The organism is Caballeronia eucalypticola, assembly GCF_047608185.1.
GTDB lineage: Bacteria > Pseudomonadota > Gammaproteobacteria > Burkholderiales > Burkholderiaceae > Caballeronia.
The window spans coordinates 386402-407962 of sequence record NZ_JBLKRU010000002.1 but is presented as its reverse complement, the minus strand read 5'-3'; the positions used below and the strand labels follow the sequence as shown (position 1 = coordinate 407962).

The following is a 21561-nucleotide window of genomic DNA, read 5'->3' as shown; positions in this document are numbered from 1 at the left end:
ATAGCCATAAAATTATACATACAGGGGTTAACCCTTTAATCAAGGAAACCCCCAGATTTTTGGGCATTTGGACGCCCATCACGTGATTTGACAGCCGGAGATTCAGTCGAATTTCGTATTTATCGATACCGATCGCCCGCCAAAAAACGGTTGCAACTGCGGTAGCGCCTATCAGGCCGGCCAAGAGCGGCAAGCGGTTTGGGCCACGGTCTTTACGATTTTGTGCGCGAGTGCAGTTCGAGCCGGTGTCTACGAATGAGTTGCGCGCCTTCTCGAGGCGTCATTGAGGCGATAAATCCATGGAGCGGCTAATTCCGCAGGTGGCGTATGGGCACCGTGTCATCCGCGATATCGACGTTTAATTTGTATCTATGCAATGGATCGATGGGGTCGACCTGCGGTACACGAGGCGCTTCTGGTTGGTTGCTGTGATTTTGGATGCCATGTTGGTGTCCGAACTCGTACAGAAGCTACAGGCTGCGCGCAAGAGCCTGCAGCTTCCCTCTGCACTCGCCAAGCTCGATCGTTTCGACCTCATCATTCTGGACGACCTGTTGTACGCGCGAAAGGACCAGGCTGAAACCAGCGTGCTATTTGAACTGATTGCCGAGAGATACGAGCGCAAAAGCCTTCTGATCACAGCCAATCAGCCATTCTCTGGCTGGAATGACGTGTTCCCTGACCCGGGCATGACAGTGGCCGCCATTGACCGGCTTGTACATCATTCGACGATCTTCGAGCTCAACGTCGAAAGTTATCGTCGTCGTAAGGCCAGCGACAAACAAAGCGCTCGCCAGCGACAATTACCCGAAAAGAATCAGGAAGGAGGCGCGACAATTATGAGTTAGCCAGCGACAATTAACCCCCGCTGACCGCCCAAGATAATTGTCGCTGGGCGGCCGTGCTGCTTGACGTTGTCCAGCTAGCCACTTCGCTGTCGTACTGATCAAACTTCGCCTCATCGAAAGATGCGCCGACATATAACCCGACCTCCTCAAAAGCTATAACGGTGGCGACCGTCAACCGGGAAAAATGGCTGTGGTTGTGGTAAAAATTCTTCGCTATCTCCAGCAATTTCACCCCATGTTCATCAAGCCCGAGGGCTTTACGGTTTCGTAGTACATCGCGTACGGCTACATTTGTCGAGTACTTACCCGCATCGAATTGGTCCAGCAGGGTTAGCGACTTCCCCGAACCGAGCAGAGGCAATGCAAGCGCCTCGATCGTTGCCGCATGAGGTTGCCCGCTGCAACGATGTGGCCAGCAAGCAAAAGCTTCATCGACTGGGCGTTTAAAGTGATAGCGCAGAAGATCAGGAAGGCAATACGTTTGTGCTTCCTGTTTTCGATTGGACCGCTCCACGATCAATGGCCTCCCAGTCCATCATCGCTTGCGCCGTCAAATCAGAAAACCGCGCAGCCTGCTCGCCGTACCGTGAGAGGAAAGAGGCCGCAGCAGCTTTCTCCTCACCGGTGATCTCCGAATAAATCAAGTCTTTTGTTTCTTCAAAGCTAGGCATACTTATTTAATGCCGTAATGAGCGCCCAGCGCATCCGCGAGCAATTTCCCACCGGCTGCGATACCAATGGCCCAGCCACCGCCAATAGCCTTACCCATCATATTTGTCATCCACGCCTTGACCTTCGGGCCGAACTGCTTTTCGCGGACCACGACTGCGGGGTCGTCATCATCAATAGCCGTTTTCAAGTCGCTAACATCAGCTTCCTCTACACCGGCCTTTCTCAAGGTCTCGGCTAGGGCATTGAAATTACCTTTTTCAATCGTGTTGTTCACGTTGGCGGTGTTGCCAGTACCGAAAACGATAGTGGCGTTATCACCGAAAATGGTGTGCTGGAACATGGCTACCGCGTCCACATCTTTTGCCGCTTCTTTCATATTTTCCTCTGAGGCGGTGCCTATTTCGTCCTGGAGTGTCAGTACAAAATCCAGCAATCGGGAACGAACCGCGATAACAATATTTTGCACCTGCCCCGGCTCGATCTGTCTCCACGCGCTGGTAACGTGTCCGGCCTCATAACCGTGACTAAATCCAGCGGCGATCTCCGGAGGGAAATAATTGCACATTGACTGCGTTTGCTGCGCCAAGGTTTCCAGCACGCTGATGGATTGAGGCATCGGCCACTGACTCATGCTTAGGCGCAACTCTTCTGGCAAATGGGCCGTCGGTAATGTTTGATTTTTATAGCGGCCCCCTGGAACGTGGACGTTGCCTACCACGCGGGCCACGACGAGCCGGTAACTTGGCACCCGGTTGTCATCTTTGTAGCCGTCGAGTTCATCACTGACCCACTCAACGAGTTCGCGGTGACCAATACGATGTAGCAGCACCTTTGTTTTTAGCAGCGCGCCGGTAAGGGAACCGCTTTTGTCGCTGAGTAGGTCAACGATGTCGTTAAGTAGCTTCATTTCTATAGCCCGGGAGCTTTGATGTCGATGCTACCGACGGTAATTCTAATTGGGTTGTGAAGTTATGCGCGTCATCGATTGAATATCCGGTAGGATTACGCTCGACGTTGCGCATCCGTGTGAGCACATCATAAATCTCTGCGACGTCTTTAAAGAATTGGACCGAGAACATGTGTAGCCCTTCAAGAGAGCTGAAATGCTTCTCGATATAGGGTGGCTGATATTTTTCGGTAATCTGGGTGAATTCGATCATGCCGCAGTCAACCCTCTTCAAACTTCGACGAAATCGGCTGTCATCTTGCCAAATTTTCTGACAGGAGCGGGAACCTTCCCTTCTGCCAACGCGTCTAGCAAGTCCGCCCAAGCCTGGACCATATATTTCCGTTGCTCCAAGAGCGTCGCCCTGTCGTAACTATCTCCCAGTTCTTCGTCCGAACCATGCGCAAGGTGCCGTTCGATTACGTCCGGGTCCCAACCGAGATACTCGCGAATCAGGGTTCGCGCCGTCGCCCGAAACCCATGGCCAGTGATGTCCTCTTGCGTGTCATAGCCCAGCGCACGTAGTGCGCTGTTGACCGTATTCTCGCTCATATAACGAGAGCCTTCGGAACGCCTTGCCATATTGCGAAAGATCGGTCCAATCGGTCCGGTCAAAGGATGGATATCTCGCAAAAGCTCCACCGCCTGACTCGGCAAGGGGACTAGATGAGGTGGCGTCCGGGTATCTCGCTTTCTCCACTCACGGATCTTCATTTTCTCTGGTGGACAAGTCCAGATCGCTGCATCAAGATCCATATCCTCCCAATGGGCAAAACGGAGCTGGCCGGGCCGCTGAAATACGATCGGAGCAAGCTGCAGTGCTGCGCGCGTGATGATGTTTCCCTTATATGCCCGGATGTCTCTTACCAGTTGGCCCAAGCGCTTGGGGTCGGTGATAGCGGCATAGCTGCGCGCCCGCGATGCCGGCAATCCACCTGTAGCGCCCGTCATGAAATTCTGCCCACGCTCAAGTACACCGGTATCCGCGGCGTACTGGTACACGTCCACCACATACCCTTTCACGCGCTGTGCGGTCTCCAAATTCCCGCGATCCTTGATACGGTGCAGGCACCGCACAATCTCGGTCTGGAGAATCGATGGCATCGGATGTCTCCCGATCCACGGAAACACGTGTAGCGCCAGCGCTCGCATGACCTTGTCGCATAGTGCTTAGACCAGATCCGGTCCTTGTTCGCCTGCGCGTGCCAGATGCGCGCGACAGCCTCGAACGTATTCAACCGCTGAATCCGGTCGCGCTCCTGGGCCGCCCGACGATCCTGCTTGGGGTCAACGCCATTGGCCCTCTTCTCGGCCAGTTGGCGCGCCTTCTGGCGGGCCATGGCCAGGGTAACTACCGGATACCGCCCCAAACCGAGTTTGACCTCTCGGCCATCCTGCTTATAGCGGTAGATCCATACCTTACGAGTCGGACGTACCCTAAGGAACAGCCCTTCCCCATCAGAAAGGAAATATTCGGTGGGACGATGCGAAGCGGACTGGATCTGACGATCAGTGAGCAGGCCCATGGCGGTGTACCTCGAAATCGAGAATGGCGGCAAACCCATTTTGGGGTACGCCGACGGGTACACGCAAATGCAGGAACACGCCGGAACCAGGTGGAAGAAAGAGGACAGCGGAAAAAGATAAAGCCCTGATTTCTCAGGGCTTTTCGGACTTCAGTGGCTGTCTGCGGCACATCAATAATGTTCTGATGGTGGAGGTAAGCGGGATCGAACCGCTGACCTCTTGCATGCCATGCAAGCGCTCTCCCAGCTGAGCTATACCCCCTTGCAGAACAGAAACGAGATTCTAAAGGGCACTTTTGAAGTTGTAAATACCTTTTAGCCCAGCATCTGAAAATAGTTCGTTCTTAGGGTGCAAACTTGAGGCCCGAACTGAACACCGTTCGCGACAATGCCACGCGCACGCGCCGCCTCACCTCACCTCACACCCGTGCTCATGTTCCAGTTTAAGCAATGCCTTTGTCGAGTCGGCCTAGCACCGTCTCGCGGCCGAACAACATCAGCACCGCGTCAATGGACGGTGTGTGCGTGGTGCCCGCGACCAGGAGGCGCACCGGCATGGCGAGATGCGGCATCTTGAGCTTGTGGGTCGTCAACGTGGCCTTGAACGCCACCGAGATGGCTTCCTTGCTCCACTCCACTTCGCTCAGTGCCTGACGCAAATCCGCGAGTGCAGGACGCACGGTTTCGGTGACATGCTGCGCGAGCGCTGCGGGATCGATCACGGGCTCCCGATAGAACATGGCGGCGTTATCGGCAATTTCCTTGACCGTCGATGCGCGGTCCTTCAGCAGACCGATCACAAGCTCGAGCGGCGCTCCTTGCTCGATCATGGTGGCGTCGATACCCAATTCGGCCAGGAATGGCTTCACAAGCGTTTCCAGCCGCGCGTTGTCCGCTTCCTTGATGTAGTGCGCGTTCAGCCAGTTCAGCCGGTCCGGATCGTATTGCGCCGGCGACTTGCCCAGATGGTCCAGGTCGAACCATTCGACAAACTGTTCACGCGAGAAAATCTCCGCATCGCCATGCGACCAGCCAAGCCGCGCCAGATAGTTCATCACGGCTTCCGGCAGATAACCGCTGTCACGATAACCCATCACACTCATTGCGCCGTGGCGCTTGCTCATCTTCTCGCCCTGCTCGTTGAGCACGGTCGGCAAGTGCGCGTACACCGGCACTTCGCCGCCCAGCGCGAGCAGGATGTTGATCTGGCGCGGCGTGTTGTTCACGTGGTCGTCGCCGCGGATCACGTGAGTGATCTTCATGTCGAGATCGTCCACGACCACGCAGAAGTTATACGTTGGCGTGCCGTCCGGGCGCGCGATCACGAGGTCGTCGAGTTCGTCGTTCGAGATTTCGATCGTGCCCTTCACCGCGTCGTCCCAACTCACAACACCACCCAACGGATTGCGAAAGCGAATGACGGGCGAGACGCCTTCTGGAACAGGCGGCAGCACCTTGCCTTCTTCAGGGCGCCACGTGCCGTCGTAACGCGGCTTTTCATTGGCCTCGCGCTGGCGTTCACGCAATGCGTCGAGTTCTTCCGTCGACATATAGCAGTGGTAGGCCATGCCTTGGTCAAGCATCTGCTTAAGCACTTCGCGATAGCGGTCCATGCGTTGCATTTGATAGATCGGACCTTCGTCGTAGTCGAGGCCGAGCCATTCCATGCCTTCAAGGATGGCGTCGACGGACGCGTCGGTCGAACGCTCCAGGTCTGTGTCCTCGATGCGCAACACGAAAACGCCCTTCATCTTGCGCGCGAACGCCCACGGATAAAGCGCGGAGCGAATGTTGCCGAGGTGGATGAAGCCTGTGGGGCTGGGAGCGAAACGGGTACGGACTTGGGTCATGTGCGGTGTGCTCGATAGCTCAAATGCGTTTGCCGGCACGGGAGGAGCCCGGCAAGCGATATATCGGGGACCGGCTTCAGCGCGTCTGATGGACGAACTTGGCGAGCGGTCAAAACGAGTGTGAATTATACCCGCCGGGCGCTTTTGCCCTGCTTTCGGGGGTCATCATGTTTTATCATGTGCGCCGTTAGTGAATGGCTTAACCATTCAGCCAGCAAGCGGCTATTACCCCGGTCATCCCCAGCTAACCAGACCGCCTGGGCGACCTTCACCCGCCACGCCCCAAGCTCGTCCCCCGTTGCATCGCAGGAGAATTCCTTGAAGATATCGCCACCCTCGCCACCCTCGCTTTCGTCGCTGCCTCAGTTGTCGCGGCGCGCGTTCGCTCTTGGCTGCGCATCGGCCGTGCTCACGGCCTGCACCACGACGACGAGCTCCACCACCGCGCTCAATCCAGCCGTGACTCCCGTGCCCCCCACGTCGCCAGTACCGGGCGCCAGCACGCCCCAGCGGACCGTGCGGATCGGCCTTGCACTGGGCGGCGGCGCGGCGCGCGGGTTTGCGCATATCGGTGTCATCAAGGCGCTCGAAGCGCGCAACTTGAAGGTGGATCTGCTGAGCGGCACGAGCGCGGGCTCAGTGATCGCGGCGTTATCGGCGTCGGGAATGACCGGCATTGCCATTAACAAGCTCGCGCTGACCATGGACGAAGCGTCGATCAGCGATTGGGCGATGCCATTTCGCACACGCGGTTTCCTGCAGGGCGTCGCGCTGCAGAATTACCTGAACAAGACCCTCGACGATCGGCCGATCGAGAAGATGGCGAAGCCGCTCGGCATTGTCGCGACGGACCTGAAGACCGGACAGCCCATCTTGTTCCAGCGGGGGAACACCGGCATTGCGGTGCGCGCGTCGTGCAGCGTGCCGTCCATCTTCGAACCGGTGAAGATCGGCGGTCATGAGTACGTGGATGGCGGCCTGGTGAGCCCGGTGCCGGCAGCGTTCGCGCGCAAGATGGGCGCGGATTTTGTCATCGCGGTGGATATTTCAGCGCGCCCGGAGACGGCATTGACGCAGAGTTCCTTCGATGTCCTGATGCAGACTTTCACGATCATGGGTCAGACCATCAAGGCGTACGAACTCGATAAATACGCCGACTTCGTCATCCGCCCGAACTTGGCCGCCATGAGCGGCAGTGACTTCGGCCAACGCAACGCGGCCATCCTTGCCGGTGAGGAAGCGGTCGCGAAGATCTGGCCGGAATTGCAGCGGCAAATGGCGGCGAAAGGCGCTACCGTTTGAATGACACGGTAGCGCCTTTCGACTTGTAGAACCAAGAGGCTTAGCGCAATGCCTTGACGCTTGCCGCCGTTACGTCGCCCCGGCTGCCCACCCCAACTCGAGCGCAGGTAGTTGGCCAGATTCGCGAGTTCATCGTCGCTGAGCGTGGTGGCGAATCCCGGCATGGCCTGCATGTGTTCCGTTCCCGCGAAGTCGGCGGCTTCCACGCCATCGAGCATCGCAACAAGCAGGTTGTGTGGATTGGCCTGACGCAGCGTGGAGCTTCCTTGCATCGATACCGCCACGTGAGGCTTGCCCTCCCCGCCAAGCCCGTGACACCCCGCGCACACAGCGACATAGCTCTTCCGGCCGGCTGCCGCTTGCGCGGCATCGGCTGCGCCCGGTTGAACCCGCGCGGGAGGAAGCGGCGCATCGCCGAGCATATAGGTCGACAACGCGCGCAGGTCACCCTGGTTCAGGTACTGAGTGCTCAGCATCACGACCGGATGCATCTCACCGAACGCAGGACCCTGGCGGCTGATTCCCGTGGCGAAGAATGTCTGCAAATCAGCGCCGTTCCAGCCTCGCGCGGCAAGTCCCGCGGGGGTGATATCCGGCGGCTGGACACGGCCAAGCGTTGACCCTTGCAACGTCTTCGCGCCGTTCATCTGCCCGAACGCACCACGCGGCGTGTGGCATTCGGCACAGTGACCCAGCGCATTGGCGAGATATCGTCCGCGGCTCCAGTCAGCCGAAGTTCCCGCCGATGCATCCGGCAATGTGTCCTTGAGGAACAGCATGTTCCAGAACATCACGGCAATCCGCACGTTGAACGGAAACTTCGGATCGGGTTCCCGGTTCGGTACGGCGGCCGGTTTTTGCGCCATCAGATACGCATAGATAGCGTCGCTGTCGGCACGGGATATTGTCCGGTAGGACGTGTAAGGCATTGCCGGATAAAGCTGCTTGTCAGGCGCCACGCCGTCGTGCAAGGTCTTGTAGAACTGCGCCGCATTCCACTTGCCGATGCCGTGCTCCGAATCCGGCGTAATGTTCGTACCGTAGAAGGTGCCGAACGGCGACCCGAGCCTCACGCCACCGGCAAACGGCGCGCCGCCGGGCATCGTGTGACAGGCCGCGCAGTCGGCCGCTTTCGCCAGATAACCGCCGCGCACAATCTGCTCGGCGGCCGTTTCATGCGTGGGGGCTGCGGCAGTTACATCGGCACGATCGTTGCAAGCGGACAGCGCGCCGACGCATAGCGCAAGTGCGCCGAGGCGAAATGAAATTGCCCGGTTCATGCGGAATCCTTAACAAGTCCAGGTGTATTCAGAATCACGTCCCTGACCGCCTCGTAGTAGCGCACGTAGCCGGTGCAGCGGCAGATGTGGTCGTCGAGTGCTTTCGTAATCTCCTGTTCCACTGACGCCTTGGCAATCGGATCGCGCTTTAGTCGCTCGATCAGCACCGTCGCCGCATTGACGAACCCCGGCGTGCAATACCCGCACTGAAAACTGAAGTGTTCGAGGAATTTCTGCTGCACCGGCGAGAGTTCGACTACCTCGCCTTGCTCGTTGCGTTTGGCAAGGCCTTCAATGGTCCGCACCTTTTTGCCGTCGAAGAAGTGGGCGCCCGTGATGCAAGTGCGCACCTCCTCGCTCGATCCGTCGGCCTTGTCGAGAATCACCACGCACGCGTGGTAGACGCCCTGCCCGCAGCCAAGCCGCGAGCCGGTCAAGCCCACGTACTCGTGCAGGAAATCGATCATCATGAGGCCGTCGGGGGTCTGGATCGGACCCATGGCAGCACCGTTGATCGTCAGCGAAATGGGCTTCATCTGGATCAGGGGCTGGTTCATGATCGGTGTCGGAGTGGGGTGGGCAGCAGTCATGCAAGCGCCTCCTGAATGTTTTGAGGTTTCACCGGCAAGTCGTTGAAACGATGCCCAATGGCGTGCGCAATCCCGTTGACGATGGCGCCGACGACCGGAATCATCACCACCTCTGCAATGCCCTTCGGGGGGTCGGTCTCGGACAAGGGCGGCAGCACTTCACCGGTCTGGGCCCAGACGGCGACATCGCTTGCACGCGGCAGGCGATAACGGTTGAAGTTCCAGGTACCGTTGCCGGGACCCTCTTCGTAGAGCGGCAGATATTCATGCAGCGCATGACCAATGCCCATTGCGAGGCCGCCTTGCAACTGGCCTGAGACCAGTTGCGGCGAAAGCATGTTGCCGCACTCCATGATCGAGTGATGCGAGAGCAGGCTGACCTGACCGCTGGCTTCGTTCACCGCGAGTTCGACGAGCGTGCCGACTGCGCTGTAGTAGGTCACCGCGGCGTTGTTGCGGCTAACTGGCGCAATGAACACACGCTTGCGATCGAGGGCGCGGTAAGCAGGCTGGGCCGGTGCAGCGTTGGCCTTGTTCGGATCGGCCTTGCCCGCGCCGTGAAGCAGCGACAAGCCGTCGATAGGCAGACGCTCGGTCACGCCATCGATACTGAATTCCGCTTCGCTCCACTGCCATCGATTGAACACGTGCACAACCGCGCCCGTGACGAGCGCGAGGTCATGCGCTTTGCGCGCGAGTTGTTCGAGCGGCAACGGCTCGAGACCGGCGGCTGTCAGCTTGCCCTCCACCCAGCGCGCATCTTCACGACGCACGACGAGCGGCGCAGCCTGACCGCCGCCTATGCCGCTACTCCATTTCGCCATCGCCGCCGGCCATAGACCGTGCGTGAAAACCACGCGTGCCGCTTCGTGCGTGCTATGCGTGAAATAGAAAGCTGAATTAGTCGCGCTCGACGGCGATATCACCCCCAGCGACCAGCGTGGATTTGCCGACAGCTTGTCCTGCTCGCCCTGCGACATCATGTAGGGATCGCCACTTGTCACGACCGGCAACTCGGGCCAGTCGATAATCGCCATGCGCACCTCGGCGGCCGGCTTGCCGACCCACTTCGCGCAGGCGATTGCTTGCGACGTCGACACGCCAGTGCCAATCTCCGCGCCCGAATGATGCATCGTGATCTTGCCGTCGGCGGCGATCTCAACCTGGCAAACGACGACTCCGCGCCTGTGCCAAAGTCTTTCTGCACGCAGGCGAAACCCACGCCGTAGCGATTGCCGGGATGCGCGAGTTCAAACTCCGCTTTCTTCTGCGCACGCCCGGTCCACAGCGGATGAACCTTGGCTTTCTGCAGGACTTCATCGACACGAATCGCGCCGCCGGGAATCGCGCCCTGGGTATTCTTCATGCCCGAGCGCAACGCGTTTTTCAGCCGCAAATCGATAGCATCGAGCCCAAGCTGCGTTGCGATTTCATCGATCAGCATCTCGGTTGCGGCCATGGTCTGAAGCGTGCCGTAACCACGCGCGGAACCGGCGTCGATCGCGCGGGACGCGATCGCGACGCCCGTCAAGTCGCTCTTCGGGAAGTAGTAGATCGACTGCGCGGCGGATGCGCCCACCATGGCCACCGATGGCGAGAAATTGCAGCGCCCGCCGCCATCGACTTCGAACTCCGCCTTGAACGATTGCAGGAGGTTGGTTTTCTTGTCGATTGCAATCCGATAATGCATCTTCGATGAATGGCGTTTTATCGATGTCTGGAATTGCTCATAGCGATCAAATGCAAGACGCACCGGACGGCCGTCGCCATACATGGCCGCGATCAATCCGTAGAACGGAACCGTGAAGTGATCCTTCGACCCGTAGCCGACGGTCGAGACCGGATGCAGGAACAGGTTCTTCACCGGAAAGCGACTCTTCGCCGCCATGCCCGCCGCGCTTTCGGCGACTTCATGCGGGCCTTGCGTCGGCACGACCATATGCAGCGATTGCGTCGCCGCGTCGTACCAGCAGTTCGTGTTGTCGGGTTCGAGCGCGGCGGTATCGATGGATTGCGTACTGTAGTTGCGCTCCAGCACAAGCCAGTCCGCCGGCGGATGATCGAGTTCGCCCTGCATGCTTTGCGCATGGAACATGCCCTGCTCGTCCAGCTTGCCGTCCAGGCGCCCCGCCGCCCACACGGGCTCGTGCTTGCGCATCGCGCTCGGGAGCAGCATGGAGTCCTTCAGGCTTGAGAACGTATCCTCGTCATAGGCTGTCGTTCCCCCCACGCGCACGAAGCGGAACGTGCCCCACGGATCGCGTTCGAGCGGGCCGGTCTTCTCGCCATAGCGGATGATTTCATCGCGGAACTGGAGCCTGTCCTTGGCGAACCGGAAGCGTGCGAAATCGTGATAGATCAGCATGGCAACAGCCTGGCCGAGATACGCCGGCGTCTTTCCCGGCGGCAGCAGCATGTCGTCGCCGTAAAAGGCGGGAAAAGCGAGACCGTCGCGGGCAAGCTCCGCTGCCGTGACGATCCGGTCGGGTTGAAGTTCGTCGCCAAGCAAGCCGAGGTCGAAACCCTCGTACAACCTGTCGGCTTGCGTCGTACGCAAAATGAACGCGTGCGATTGCTGGTTCGGCCAGTGCGGCATGTCGGCTGCGCGAACGTCTCTCGCGAATACCTTCGAACCGGTAACCTTCGCGATGCCGTCAATACGAAACTTCGCGCTGCCGGTTGCTGTATCCCACTGAATCGGCGTCAGGACTTTTTCTTCAAATAACGCAGCGAACGCGCGACTACCGAGCGGCGCAATAATGACGGTCAGCTCCGCGATTGCACTCACCTTCAAAAAACCACGACGCGATCGGTCGAGTTCTCTCATGGTCCTCTCCTTGAATGATCGGCTGAGAGCCTCAAGCCAAGCTGCTTCGGGTTTCGGTTTCGGTTTTTATTTTGCATTCCGAAATTATTACTCTGTTCATGTAACGACTTGATCCGGTGTGCGGTAGCGATGAGATATCGGAGTATCTCGGATCGTAATTGCACTTCAGGTTCTTCAAGGTGCAAGGATTTGCACCAGCCTGTTTCAACGTTTGGCTGGCTATTTCAAGCTTTATCTGGTGCCGGGTTCCTGTCGCTGCGGAGCGCTAAGCGCTACCCGGGAAACGGGGCCGATTGTACGTGCGAAGCTTGCCCGCAAGCAGCGATCGGCATGTCAAGTTTTGTGCTTGGCGGCCGTTGGCGTGGAGAGTGAAAACACGTTGTGGTGCACGGCATGTGACGCCGGCAATGTCACTCGGAAACGTCCGAATATGCGCAGCGTTTGATCGGGTCTTTCAGTGCAATACGCAGTCGATTGCCTGAATAAAAGCAACGACGCGGCGAACGCTGGTCCCCGTCATACACATATTCCCTGCGGAAACGACAAAAGCCCGCCTATTTCAAGGCAGGCTTTTGTACACCGCACCGGTCATTAACAGCCGGTCAGACGGGTTAGATGCGCCGCAACGACTTAGTTGTCGTTGTTACCAATCGTGGCGCTGACGCGCTGACGTAGATCGACGCCGTCAATTGGGAAAGTCGCTTCAACACGCCGAGCGCCCGTATACCGCTTTTCCCAATAGCTGTTGTCCATGTCGTCCACACGGATCGTGCTGCCCGTGGACGGCGAATGAACAAACTTGTTGTCGCCGATATAAATCCCGACGTGCGAGAACGAGCGGCGCATGGTGTTGAAAAACACGAGGTCACCCGGTTTGAGCTCGCTCACGCGAACTTTCTCGCCAACGCGGCTCATCTCTTCCGCACGCCGCGGCAACGTCATACCCAGCGTGTCCTGAAACACGTAGCGCACGAAACCGCTGCAGTCGAGACCGGAATCCGGCGTATTGCCGCCCCAGCGATAGCGCACGCCGATCATATTGAGCGCGCCGACGACTACATCGCCCGCCTTGCTCGCCATGCCGGAAAGGAAAGAACGCGTGCCGCTGGAAGGGTTTGCTGTCACATTACCGGAGCCAGAAACGGGGTAGATCTCGTTAGCTGCCCGGGTCGATGCGGAAACGCCATTGCTGGCATTTTGGCTTGAATTGTTGACTTCGTCGGCGAACGCGCCCGAAGTTGCTGTCATCATCAGGCCGATCAACATGCTGGCTGCTGCGCGCGCGCATGTTTGAGTCAAAGTTAATTGCTGCATCGGTCGGTAGTTTTGGGTGAAAAAGTCTGAAAAATCAGAGTCATGCGGAAAAGTTGGCTTGATACTAGCCAGATATTATTTACATGTCAAAAGGCATAGAAAAATACAATTGAGATACGCACCTAATTGGTGAAAATTAGGCCGCGATCGCGGCTTTCAGTAACTTTCTTGTGTATTCGTGGGACGGCGTGGCAAAAATATTCTCCACATCGCCGGTTTCCACGACACTTCCGTTCTGCATCACCACGACCCGGTGCGCCATCGCGCCAATAACCTCCAGGTCATGGCTGATGAATACGTAACCCAGGTTGTACTTCCGTTGTATATCGGCAAGCAGACGCAAAACTTGATACTGAATTGACACATCCAGTGCACTAGTCGGTTCATCGAGGATCAGGATGCGCGGTTCGAGCACCAGCGCTCGGGCGATCGCAATGCGTTGCCGCTGACCGCCAGAGAACTCGTGCGGGTATCGATTCAACGCCGTACGGTCTATTCCGACTTCGCGCAGAACCGCCACCACCTTGGCGTGGCGCGCGGCAGCACTAAGTTCCGGACGATGCAGCGCCAGCCCCTCGCCCACGATCCGCTCAATGGTCTGACGTGGCGACAGCGAGCTATACGGGTCCTGAAACACCACCTGCATATTTGATCGCAAAACGGTTTTTTCGCGGCCGCGATAATCGCCGAGCAAGCGTCCCTGGAATTCCACCTTGCCGTGCGACGTGCGCTGCAAACCCAGCAACGCCATCGCCAAAGTGGATTTCCCCGACCCCGACTCGCCCACGATACCCAACGTTTCACCCTGGCGCACCGTCACGGAAACGCGGTCGACCGCCTTGAACGCGCCGCGCCGGAACCAGCCGCCTACGCCCGCCGTCTTCGTCGCGAATTCCACGGATACCTCGTACGCGTCGAGCAATATGGGCGACAGCGGCAGCACCGGCAACACCGTGCGCTCCGGTCGGCTCTCAAGCAATCGCACCGTATAAGGATGCTGCGGCGACGCGAAGATGCCCTGAACGGTGCCGCTTTCCACCAGCACGCCTTGCTCCATCACCGCCACGCGCAGCGCGAATTTCCGCACGAGGTTGAGATCGTGCGTGATCAGCAACACGGCCATGCCGCGCGACGCGGCTTCGTCGCGTTGCAACTCCAGCAACAATTCCACGATCTGCGCGCGGATGGTCACGTCGAGCGCGGTCGTGGGTTCATCGGCGAGAAGAAGGCGCGGACGGCATGCGAGCGCCATCGCGATCATCGCGCGCTGCCGTTGTCCACCCGAAAGCTGATGCGCGTACCGGTCGATGCGCTTTTCCGGCTCCGTGATTCCCGTGCGCGCGAGCAGATCGATCGCTCGCCGACGCGCATCGCGAGCGGACACACCATCGTGGAGTTGAATGGTCTCCATGATCTGGTCGCCGATGGTGTACAGCGGGTTGAGCGCGGTCATCGGCTCCTGGAAGATCATCGCGATATCCGAACCGCGCAGCTTGCGCATCGCCGGTTCGCTTTTGGTGAGCAATTCCTCGCCATCCAGGCGGATCGAGCCGCTCAGCTCGGCATCGCGTAACAGCCGCAGGATGGACAACGCCGTCACGCTCTTGCCCGATCCCGATTCGCCGACCAGCGCCACGCGTTCGCCGGCTTCAATCTTGAGGCTCACGCCATCGACAGCCATGGTGTCGCCAAAGCGCACTCGCAAATCCGTGATTTCCAGCAATGGCGCGCTCATTGACCGCCTCCGGCTTTGACGGCGTCGGAGATGCGCGTGTCCAGCGCGTTACGCAGCGCGTCGCCCATGAACGTGAGCAGCAACAACGTGGCGACCAGCACGCCGAAAGTCGACAGCGAGATCCACCACGCGTCGAGATTCGCCTTTCCTTGTGCAAGCAATTCACCCAGCGATGGCGTCGGCGGCGGCACGCCAAGGCCCAGAAAATCGAGGCTGGTCAACGCAAGGATCGCTCCGCTCATGCGAAAGGGCAGGAAGGTGATAACGGGCGTGAGGCTGTTCGGCAGGATGTGACGCCAGATGATCTGAGCATTGGACAAGCCCATCGCCCGCGCCGCCCGCACGTAATCCTGCGTGCGATTGCGCAGGAACTCGGCGCGCACATAGTCCGATAACCCGATCCATCCGAACAACGACAGCAGCACGACCAGCAAAATCAGACTCGGCTCAAAGATGGACGCGAAAATAATCAGCAGATACAACTCGGGCAACGCACTCCAGATTTCGATCAGGCGCTGACCGGTCAGGTCGGTGCGGCCGCCAAAGTAACCTTGCACCGCGCCGGCGAGCAGACCGAGCACGGTGCCTATCGCCGTCAGGACCAGCGCGAAGATGACCGAAACGCGGAAGCCGTAGAGCAACCGGGCGAACACATCGCGGCCGCGATCGTCGGTGCCGAGCCAGTTTTCACGTGATGGCGGCGCCGGATTCGATGCCTTCGAAAAGTAGTTGAGCGTGTCGTAGTAATAGTGGTTCGGCGGATAAACGGCGAAGTTGTTGCCCTCGCTGAAACGGTCGCGAATGTACGGGTCGAGGTAATCGGCGGGCGTCGGAAAATCGCCGCCGAACGTGGTCTCGGCGTACGTTTTAACCAGCGGGAAATAAAGATGTCCCTGATAACGGACGACCAGCGGTTTGTCATTCGACCACAGCGGTCCCGCGAGACTGATCGCGAACGCGATCACGAAAATCACCAGGCTCCAATAGCCGAGCCGGTTGCTTTTGAAACGTTGCCAGACGCGTTGTCCCGGCGTGATCGAAACCGGCACGCTGAGCGGCTGGGCGTCGCTGTCGCGAGGCGTACGGAGCAGGGAACGGTTCAACTCAGCGCTCCAGTTGTTCGAATTGAATGCGCGGATCGACCCAGACATAACAGAGGTCGGAGATCAGCTTGGCGGCAAGTCCGATCAGCGTGAACAGATACAGCGTGCCGAGCACGACCGGGTAATCGCGCCGCACGACGGACTCGTAGGAAAGCAGGCCGAGGCCATCGAGTGAAAACAGCGTTTCGATCAGCAAGCTGCCCGTGAAGAACGCCCCGATGAACGCGCCCGGAAAACCCACGATCAGCGGCAACAACGCGTTGCGGAACACGTGCTTCCACAGCACCCGTCTCTCCGATAACCCCTTTGCCCGCGCGGTCAGAACGTACTGTTTGCGGATTTCATCGAGAAACGCGTTCTTGGTCAGCATGGTGACGACCGCGAAACTGCCGACCACCGAAGCAATGATGGGCAACGTGATGTGCCACAAATAGTCGGCTATCTTGCCGCCGAGGCTCAACGTAGCCCAGTTATCCGATGTGAGGTTGCGCAACGGAAATAGCTGCCAGAACGATCCGCCGCCGAACAGCACGAGGAGAAGCACGCCGAGCACGAAACCCGGAATGGCGAAGCCGATAAGCACCAGCAAACTGGTGGTGAAATCGAAGGTGGAACCGTTGCGCACCGCCTTCGCGATCCCGAGCGGCACCGATATCAGATAAGTCAGAAAGAACGTCCATACGCCGATGCTGATCGACACCGGCAGCTTCGACACAATCAGCGACCACACGCTTTGATGACGAAAATAGCTGTCGCCGAGATCGAAACGGGCGAAGCGTCCGAGCATCAGACCGTAGCGCTGGAGCGGCGGTTTATCGAAGCCATAAAGCGCGCGAAGCTGTGCGACCTGCTGCGCATCCACGCCCGTATGCTGGCGCATGCCGAAGCTCGCACCTTGCTCGCCGCGCCGCAATTCGTGCACGGCTTGCTCGACCGGGCCGCCCGGCACGAACTGGATCACGCAGAACGTGAGCGTGAGGACCCCGAGCAAGGTCGGGATCATCAGCAAGATGCGTTTCAGGATGTAGCTCCACATGGGCGCGGTCCGCTTGAGTGATTGAGTGCGTGGGTTACTTTGTTGCGGCGGCAGGCGGCTTGAACCACCATGTCGATGTGATCCAGTCTTCGGCGGTGTAATACAGCGGCAAGGTCGACGGATACGCGAGCGTGTTTCGATACGCCACCCTGTGCGTCGCCGAATACCATTGCGGGATCACATAGTAGCCATGCATCAGGACCCGGTCGAGCGCGTGGGTGGCATCGAGCAGTTGTTCGCGTGTTTGCGCGCCGAGCAAGGTATGCACGATCGAGTCCACGGCCGGCGACTTCAGCCCGCTGATGTTATCCGAGCCCTGCTGGTCCGCCGACTTGCTGCCAAAACGCGTCTCTTGTTCCGTGCCGGGAATCTGCACGTCGGGCATGCGCAAGGTGGTGACGTCGAAGTCGAACGCGTCGAGCCGCTTCTGAATCAGCGCAAAGTCCACCGTGCGGAAATTCGCGACAATCCCGAGTTTCTGCAAATTGCGCTGGTACGTGGCGACCACGGGTTCCATCGATCCCCCGCCGCCCGTGTCGTCGAGAATCTCGAATACGAACGGCTGACCCTTCGCGTTGCGCAACGCGCCGTTGCTATATGTCCAGCCCGCATCGGCGAGCAGCTTGCGCGCCTTGATCAGGTTCGTGCGCAGCGAACCGGGCGGATCGGTGTCCGGCTGCTTCACCATGTCGCCGAAAACAGCGGGGTCGAGTTGTGCGCGTAACGGTGAGAGGATCGCGAGTTCGCCCGCACTCGGCTTGCCCGTCGCTTGCAGATCGGTATTCGCGAAAAAGCTGTCCGTGCGCGTGTACTGGCTGAAAAACAGTTGCCGGTTCAGCCACTGGAAATCGAACGCGAGATCGAGCGCTTGACGCACGCGCACATCCTGGAAGATCGGCCGGCGCAGGTTGACGAAAAAACCCTGCATGCCCGTGCCGTTGTGATTGCGGAATTCACGCTTGATCAATTCGCCGTTGTCGAAGCGTTTGCCGATGTCGCGACGCACCCAGTTGCGTGCAATATATTCGACCAGCGCGTCATACTCGCCGGCCTTGAAAGCCTCGAGCCGCGCGACGCCATCCGAATAGAGCTTGTAGGTAATGCGCTCGAAGTTGAACGTTCCCACCCGCACCGGCAGCGTATTGCCCCAATACGCCGGGTCGCGCTTTAGCGTGAGCGTCCGGCCATTGTCGTATTGTTCGATGAGATACGGACCGCTAGCTATCGGCTTCTGAAACGCGAGTTGATCGAAGGGAATGTGGCTGCCGTCGGGCTTCATGCCCCACTTGTGCGAGAACACCGGAATCGCGCCGGCGATAAACGGCATCTCCCGCGTGCGCACCTTGAAGTCAAAGCGGATGGTGAGCGGATCGAGAACGACCGCGCGTGAAATCTGGCCGAAATACACCGCATATTGCGGCGCGGCTTGCGGGCTTCTCAACGTATCGAACGAATATTTGACGTCATCGGCGGTGACTTGATCGCCATTCGAAAAATGCGCCTTGGGGTTGATATGGAACGTGACGGAGAGACCGTCGGGCGCAATGCTGATGTCGTCGGCGAGAAGACCATAAGCCGTCGATACCTCGTCCAGACTGCCCGTTGCCAAGCTCTCGAACATATAACCGAGCCCGGGCGCGGGATTGCCGCGCTGGGTGAACGGGTTGAATTTATCGAAGCTCGTGAGCCGGTTCGGATTCGCCAAAACAAGCGTGCCGCCGCGTGGCGCATCCGGATTGACATAGTCGAAATGCTTGAAACCGGCAGGATATTTCGGCTCGCCGTACTGCGCGATGGCGTACGCGGCGAACGCCGCTTTCGGAACCGCGAGCCCGCCGAAACCGAACAGCAAGCTGCCAGACAGAAGAACGAGAAGACCGAGGACCCGTCGGGAGCCAGTCGCCATGAGTGCCTTTATAAGTACCAGTGAAACGATAATCGGAAAAACAGCTCGCGGCCCCAAGCGCTATGAGCATTAAGCGACATGAGGCGATGTGAGAGAATTCTACTAAAACCACTGTTCCGGGCATTGTAACGACGTGCGCAACGCGTGGCGCGCGCAGTCCGGCGCATGTGCGATATCGACTTCTTAAGGAGCATTCATGGGATTTCTCGCTGGAAAACGGATTCTGCTGACGGGCTTGTTGTCGAACCGCTCGATCGCCTATGGCATTGCGGCGGCTTGCAAGCGCGAAGGCGCCGAACTCGCCTTCACCTATGTCGGGGACCGCTTCAAGGACCGTATTACCGAGTTTGCGACCGAATTTGGCAGCGATCTCATCTTTCCGTGCGACGTGGGTAGCGACGAGGAAATCGATGCCCTCTTCGTCTCGCTGAAAGAACGCTGGGACACGCTCGACGGTCTCGTGCATTCCATCGGCTTTGCGCCGCGCGAAGCAATTTCTGGAAATTTCCTCGATGGCATGACGCGCGAGAATTTCCGCATCGCCCACGATATTTCCGCGTACAGCTTCCCGGCACTCGCCAAAGCCGCGCAATCCATGCTCTCCCCCGATGCCTCGTTACTCACGCTGAGCTATCTGGGCGCCGAGCGCGCAATCCCGAACTACAACACGATGGGTTTGGCGAAGGCTTCGCTTGAGGCGAGCGTGCGGTATCTGGCGGTGTCGCTTGGCGACAAGGGCGTGCGCGTGAACGGCATTTCGGCGGGTCCGATCAAGACGCTGGCAGCAAGCGGTATCAAGGGATTTGGCAAGATTCTCGAGTTCGTCGAAAACAACGCGCCGATGCGCCGCAATGTGACCATCGGCCAAGTGGGCAATGTGGCCGCCTTTCTGTTGTCGGATCTGGCGGGCGGCGTGAGCGCCGAGATCATTCACGTCGATAGCGGCTTTAACGCGGTCGTCGGCGGGATGGCTGCGCAAGCGGCGTCTGAATAATTTGTAATGCCTCGATAAAGGCACCTGCTTTTTTAGCCGCCGATATAAAGTCAAAAGCCGTCCCGCTTGCGCGGGACGGCTTTTTTAATGCGTCTAACGAGAGTGCTTAGTTGCGATGGCCGCCGTTCCCGCCGTGGTTGTAATTGCCGCCGTGGTTATAGTTGCCACCACCGTGGCCGCCGTATCCCGGGCCGCCATGACCGTAGTTCCCACGGCCGCCATTGTGCCGATACCACTCGTCACGGCCCCAATAGCGGCGGCCATCGTAGTATCGATTTCCATACCAGCCGACCACGATGCCCGGCTGCACATAGACAGGAGCCGGTTGATAGACGACCGGCGGAGGCGGTGGCGCGTAATAAGGCTGCGGCGCCACGTAGACGGGCGCAGGAACCCCGATGTTGATCCCCAGCCGCACTTGAGCGTGCGCGATGCCGGATAGGGTAGCGAGGCAAAGACCAGCAACGCCAGTCAGGATCCGGATGCTTTTTAACTTATTCATGTAAAGGCGCGCCTCTAGCCGTCATTGTTCAGGTGGAAGCGAATATAGCCGATCGCCTTCAATCCGGTACTTCAACTTTGTAAGTTGTTCTTCAGCGAAGGGGTATCGTCTGCTGAAAGCTTACTCTTTGTTACATCATGAAAAACCGTGAATCAGGGACGCCATTGGATGAAAAGCGGGCGGCGCTGGAAAAACAAAGGCCAGCTTCCTGACGGGCGCTGTTGCAGCCGGTTTAGTAGCCGCGATGATCGTAATGACCGCCGTGACCGTGATAGCGGTACCAGTCGTCGCGGTTCCAATAACGGCGGCCATCCCAGTAACGATCACCATGCCAGCCGATTACGACGACCGGAGCGGCAGCATACACCGGCGGGGGCGGCGCATACACGACAGGCGGTGGCGGCGGAGCGTAGACCGGCTGCGGCGCGACGTACACCGGCGCGGGCACGCCGACGTTGATACCAACCCGCACTTGGGCCATTGCCGTACCGGCCATTCCGAGCGCCCCGATTGCAATCGCGCCGGCGAAAATTGAAGTCTTGAGTTTGTTGTTCATTTGAGTGCACCTCAACGGAGTAGGTTCGTTGAGTAAATCTTAGCGGAACGCCCGGGTCTAAATGTTTCAAGTTGGTAACTCCGAATTACGACTGCCAACAGGGTGTGACACAACATTTCTTCAGCCAAACATCCATTCTCTCGCGAGTGAGACAATCGGTGAATTTTGGAGAGACACATCATGATCGACGGGCTGGTTTCCGGACGTCTCTACGGCACGGCGCAAGTGCGTACGGGTCAGCACGGCACGCATTTCGTGACATGCCGGGTTCGCGCTTCGGCCGGCGATGGCGAGAGTCTGTTTGTGAACGTGATCGCCTTCGACGACACCGTCAAGGACGCGCTCCAGGCGCTCGATGACGGCGACAGCGTGTCGCTCGCCGGCGCGCTCACGCCGAAAACCTGGATCGACAAGCAAGGTAACGCGAAACCGGCGCTGGACATGGTCGTGCATGCGGTGCTGACTGCCTATCACGTACAGCGCAAACGCCGGGCGATACGGGGTGAAACGGGACAAACAGAGCCGCAAAGTCCCGACGACCTGGACGACGACCAAGTCTGAAGTGCGTTCGGGC

At 58.8% G+C, this 21561-nt stretch carries 16 protein-coding genes, 1 tRNA gene and 3 pseudogenes; 4 read left to right on the top strand and 16 right to left on the bottom strand.

Annotation, left to right across the window (positions count from 1 at the left end; translation table 11 throughout):
• Positions 1-458 precede the first annotated feature (458 nt).
• Positions 459-848, top strand: a pseudogene (locus ACMX25_RS04030) (ATP-binding protein); the annotation flags it as partial.
• 10 nt (positions 849-858) lie between these two features.
• On the opposite strand, the gene ACMX25_RS04025 reads toward ACMX25_RS04030, so the two are convergent.
• The 6 genes from ACMX25_RS04025 to gltX form a co-directional block, all read right to left on the bottom strand.
• Positions 859-1362, bottom strand: a complete 504-nt coding sequence (locus ACMX25_RS04025; RefSeq protein ID WP_414948239.1) for a hypothetical protein — start codon at positions 1360-1362, stop codon at positions 859-861.
• Positions 1363-1521: 159 nt separating this feature from the next.
• On the bottom strand, positions 1522-2427 hold the full coding sequence (locus tag ACMX25_RS04020; protein WP_414948238.1) for an AbiTii domain-containing protein: 906 nt from the start codon (positions 2425-2427) through the stop codon (positions 1522-1524).
• A gap of 270 nt (positions 2428-2697) precedes the next feature.
• Positions 2698-3570: a tyrosine-type recombinase/integrase gene (locus ACMX25_RS04015; protein ID WP_414948237.1), complete on the bottom strand. Its 873-nt coding sequence runs from the start codon at positions 3568-3570 to the stop codon at positions 2698-2700.
• Positions 3486-3992, bottom strand: a complete 507-nt coding sequence (locus ACMX25_RS04010) for an Arm DNA-binding domain-containing protein (protein ID WP_414948236.1) — start codon at positions 3990-3992, stop codon at positions 3486-3488. Before ACMX25_RS04010 ends, ACMX25_RS04015 begins: the two co-directional genes overlap by 85 nt.
• A 186-nt stretch (positions 3993-4178) precedes the next feature.
• A tRNA-Ala gene (locus ACMX25_RS04005) sits at positions 4179-4254 on the bottom strand.
• 181 nt (positions 4255-4435) lie between these two features.
• The gene (gene gltX, locus ACMX25_RS04000) at positions 4436-5842 is read right to left on the bottom strand and encodes a glutamate--tRNA ligase (RefSeq protein ID WP_414948235.1); all 1407 of its coding nucleotides are present in this window, start codon (positions 5840-5842) and stop codon (positions 4436-4438) included.
• Positions 5843-6016: 174 nt separating this feature from the next.
• Here gltX and ACMX25_RS03995 point away from each other — a divergent pair, with 174 nt between their 5' ends.
• Complete coding sequence (locus tag ACMX25_RS03995; protein WP_414948311.1) at positions 6017-7144, top strand: patatin-like phospholipase family protein; 1128 nt, start codon at positions 6017-6019, stop codon at positions 7142-7144.
• A 40-nt stretch (positions 7145-7184) separates the two neighbouring features.
• Here the strand turns inward: ACMX25_RS03995 and ACMX25_RS03990 are convergent.
• From ACMX25_RS03990 to ACMX25_RS03955, 8 genes and pseudogenes are all read right to left on the bottom strand, one after another.
• Positions 7185-8424 (bottom strand): annotated as a pseudogene (locus ACMX25_RS03990) (c-type cytochrome).
• Positions 8421-9014: a (2Fe-2S)-binding protein gene (locus ACMX25_RS03985; protein WP_414948234.1), complete on the bottom strand. Its 594-nt coding sequence runs from the start codon at positions 9012-9014 to the stop codon at positions 8421-8423. Before ACMX25_RS03985 ends, ACMX25_RS03990 begins: the two are co-directional and overlap by 4 nt.
• Positions 9011-11841, bottom strand: a pseudogene (locus tag ACMX25_RS03980) (xanthine dehydrogenase family protein molybdopterin-binding subunit). The gene ACMX25_RS03985 and the pseudogene ACMX25_RS03980 overlap by 4 nt, the downstream one beginning before the upstream one ends.
• 630 nt (positions 11842-12471) lie before the next feature.
• Positions 12472-13155, bottom strand: coding sequence for a C40 family peptidase (locus ACMX25_RS03975; RefSeq protein WP_414948233.1), 684 nt, complete (start codon positions 13153-13155; stop codon positions 12472-12474).
• 136 nt (positions 13156-13291) lie between these two features.
• Positions 13292-14890, bottom strand: a complete 1599-nt coding sequence (locus tag ACMX25_RS03970; RefSeq protein WP_414948231.1) for an ABC transporter ATP-binding protein — start codon at positions 14888-14890, stop codon at positions 13292-13294.
• Positions 14887-16041, bottom strand: coding sequence for an ABC transporter permease (locus ACMX25_RS03965; protein WP_414948230.1), 1155 nt, complete (start codon positions 16039-16041; stop codon positions 14887-14889). Before ACMX25_RS03965 ends, ACMX25_RS03970 begins: the two co-directional genes overlap by 4 nt.
• The gene (locus ACMX25_RS03960; RefSeq protein WP_414948228.1) at positions 15995-17029 is read right to left on the bottom strand and encodes a microcin C ABC transporter permease YejB; all 1035 of its coding nucleotides are present in this window, start codon (positions 17027-17029) and stop codon (positions 15995-15997) included. Before ACMX25_RS03960 ends, ACMX25_RS03965 begins: the two co-directional genes overlap by 47 nt.
• Positions 17030-17063: 34 nt before the next feature.
• A complete protein-coding gene (locus tag ACMX25_RS03955; RefSeq protein ID WP_414948227.1) occupies positions 17064-18935 on the bottom strand; it encodes an extracellular solute-binding protein in 1872 nt (623 codons plus the stop codon).
• A gap of 196 nt (positions 18936-19131) precedes the next feature.
• On the opposite strand from ACMX25_RS03955, the gene fabI reads away from it, so the two are divergent.
• Positions 19132-19929 (top strand): enoyl-ACP reductase FabI, encoded by a 798-nt coding sequence (fabI, locus tag ACMX25_RS03950; RefSeq protein ID WP_414948226.1) that lies wholly within the window; start codon positions 19132-19134, stop codon positions 19927-19929.
• 106 nt (positions 19930-20035) lie between these two features.
• Here fabI and ACMX25_RS03945 read toward each other — a convergent pair whose 3' ends face one another.
• A complete protein-coding gene (locus tag ACMX25_RS03945; protein WP_414948225.1) occupies positions 20036-20431 on the bottom strand; it encodes a hypothetical protein in 396 nt (131 codons plus the stop codon).
• Between the two features lie 232 nt (positions 20432-20663).
• Positions 20664-20987 (bottom strand): hypothetical protein, encoded by a 324-nt coding sequence (locus ACMX25_RS03940; protein WP_414948224.1) that lies wholly within the window; start codon positions 20985-20987, stop codon positions 20664-20666.
• 180 nt (positions 20988-21167) lie between these two features.
• On the opposite strand from ACMX25_RS03940, the gene ACMX25_RS03935 reads away from it, so the two are divergent.
• Positions 21168-21548 (top strand): single-stranded DNA-binding protein, encoded by a 381-nt coding sequence (locus ACMX25_RS03935; RefSeq protein ID WP_414948223.1) that lies wholly within the window; start codon positions 21168-21170, stop codon positions 21546-21548.
• The last annotated feature ends 13 nt before the right edge of the window (positions 21549-21561 follow it).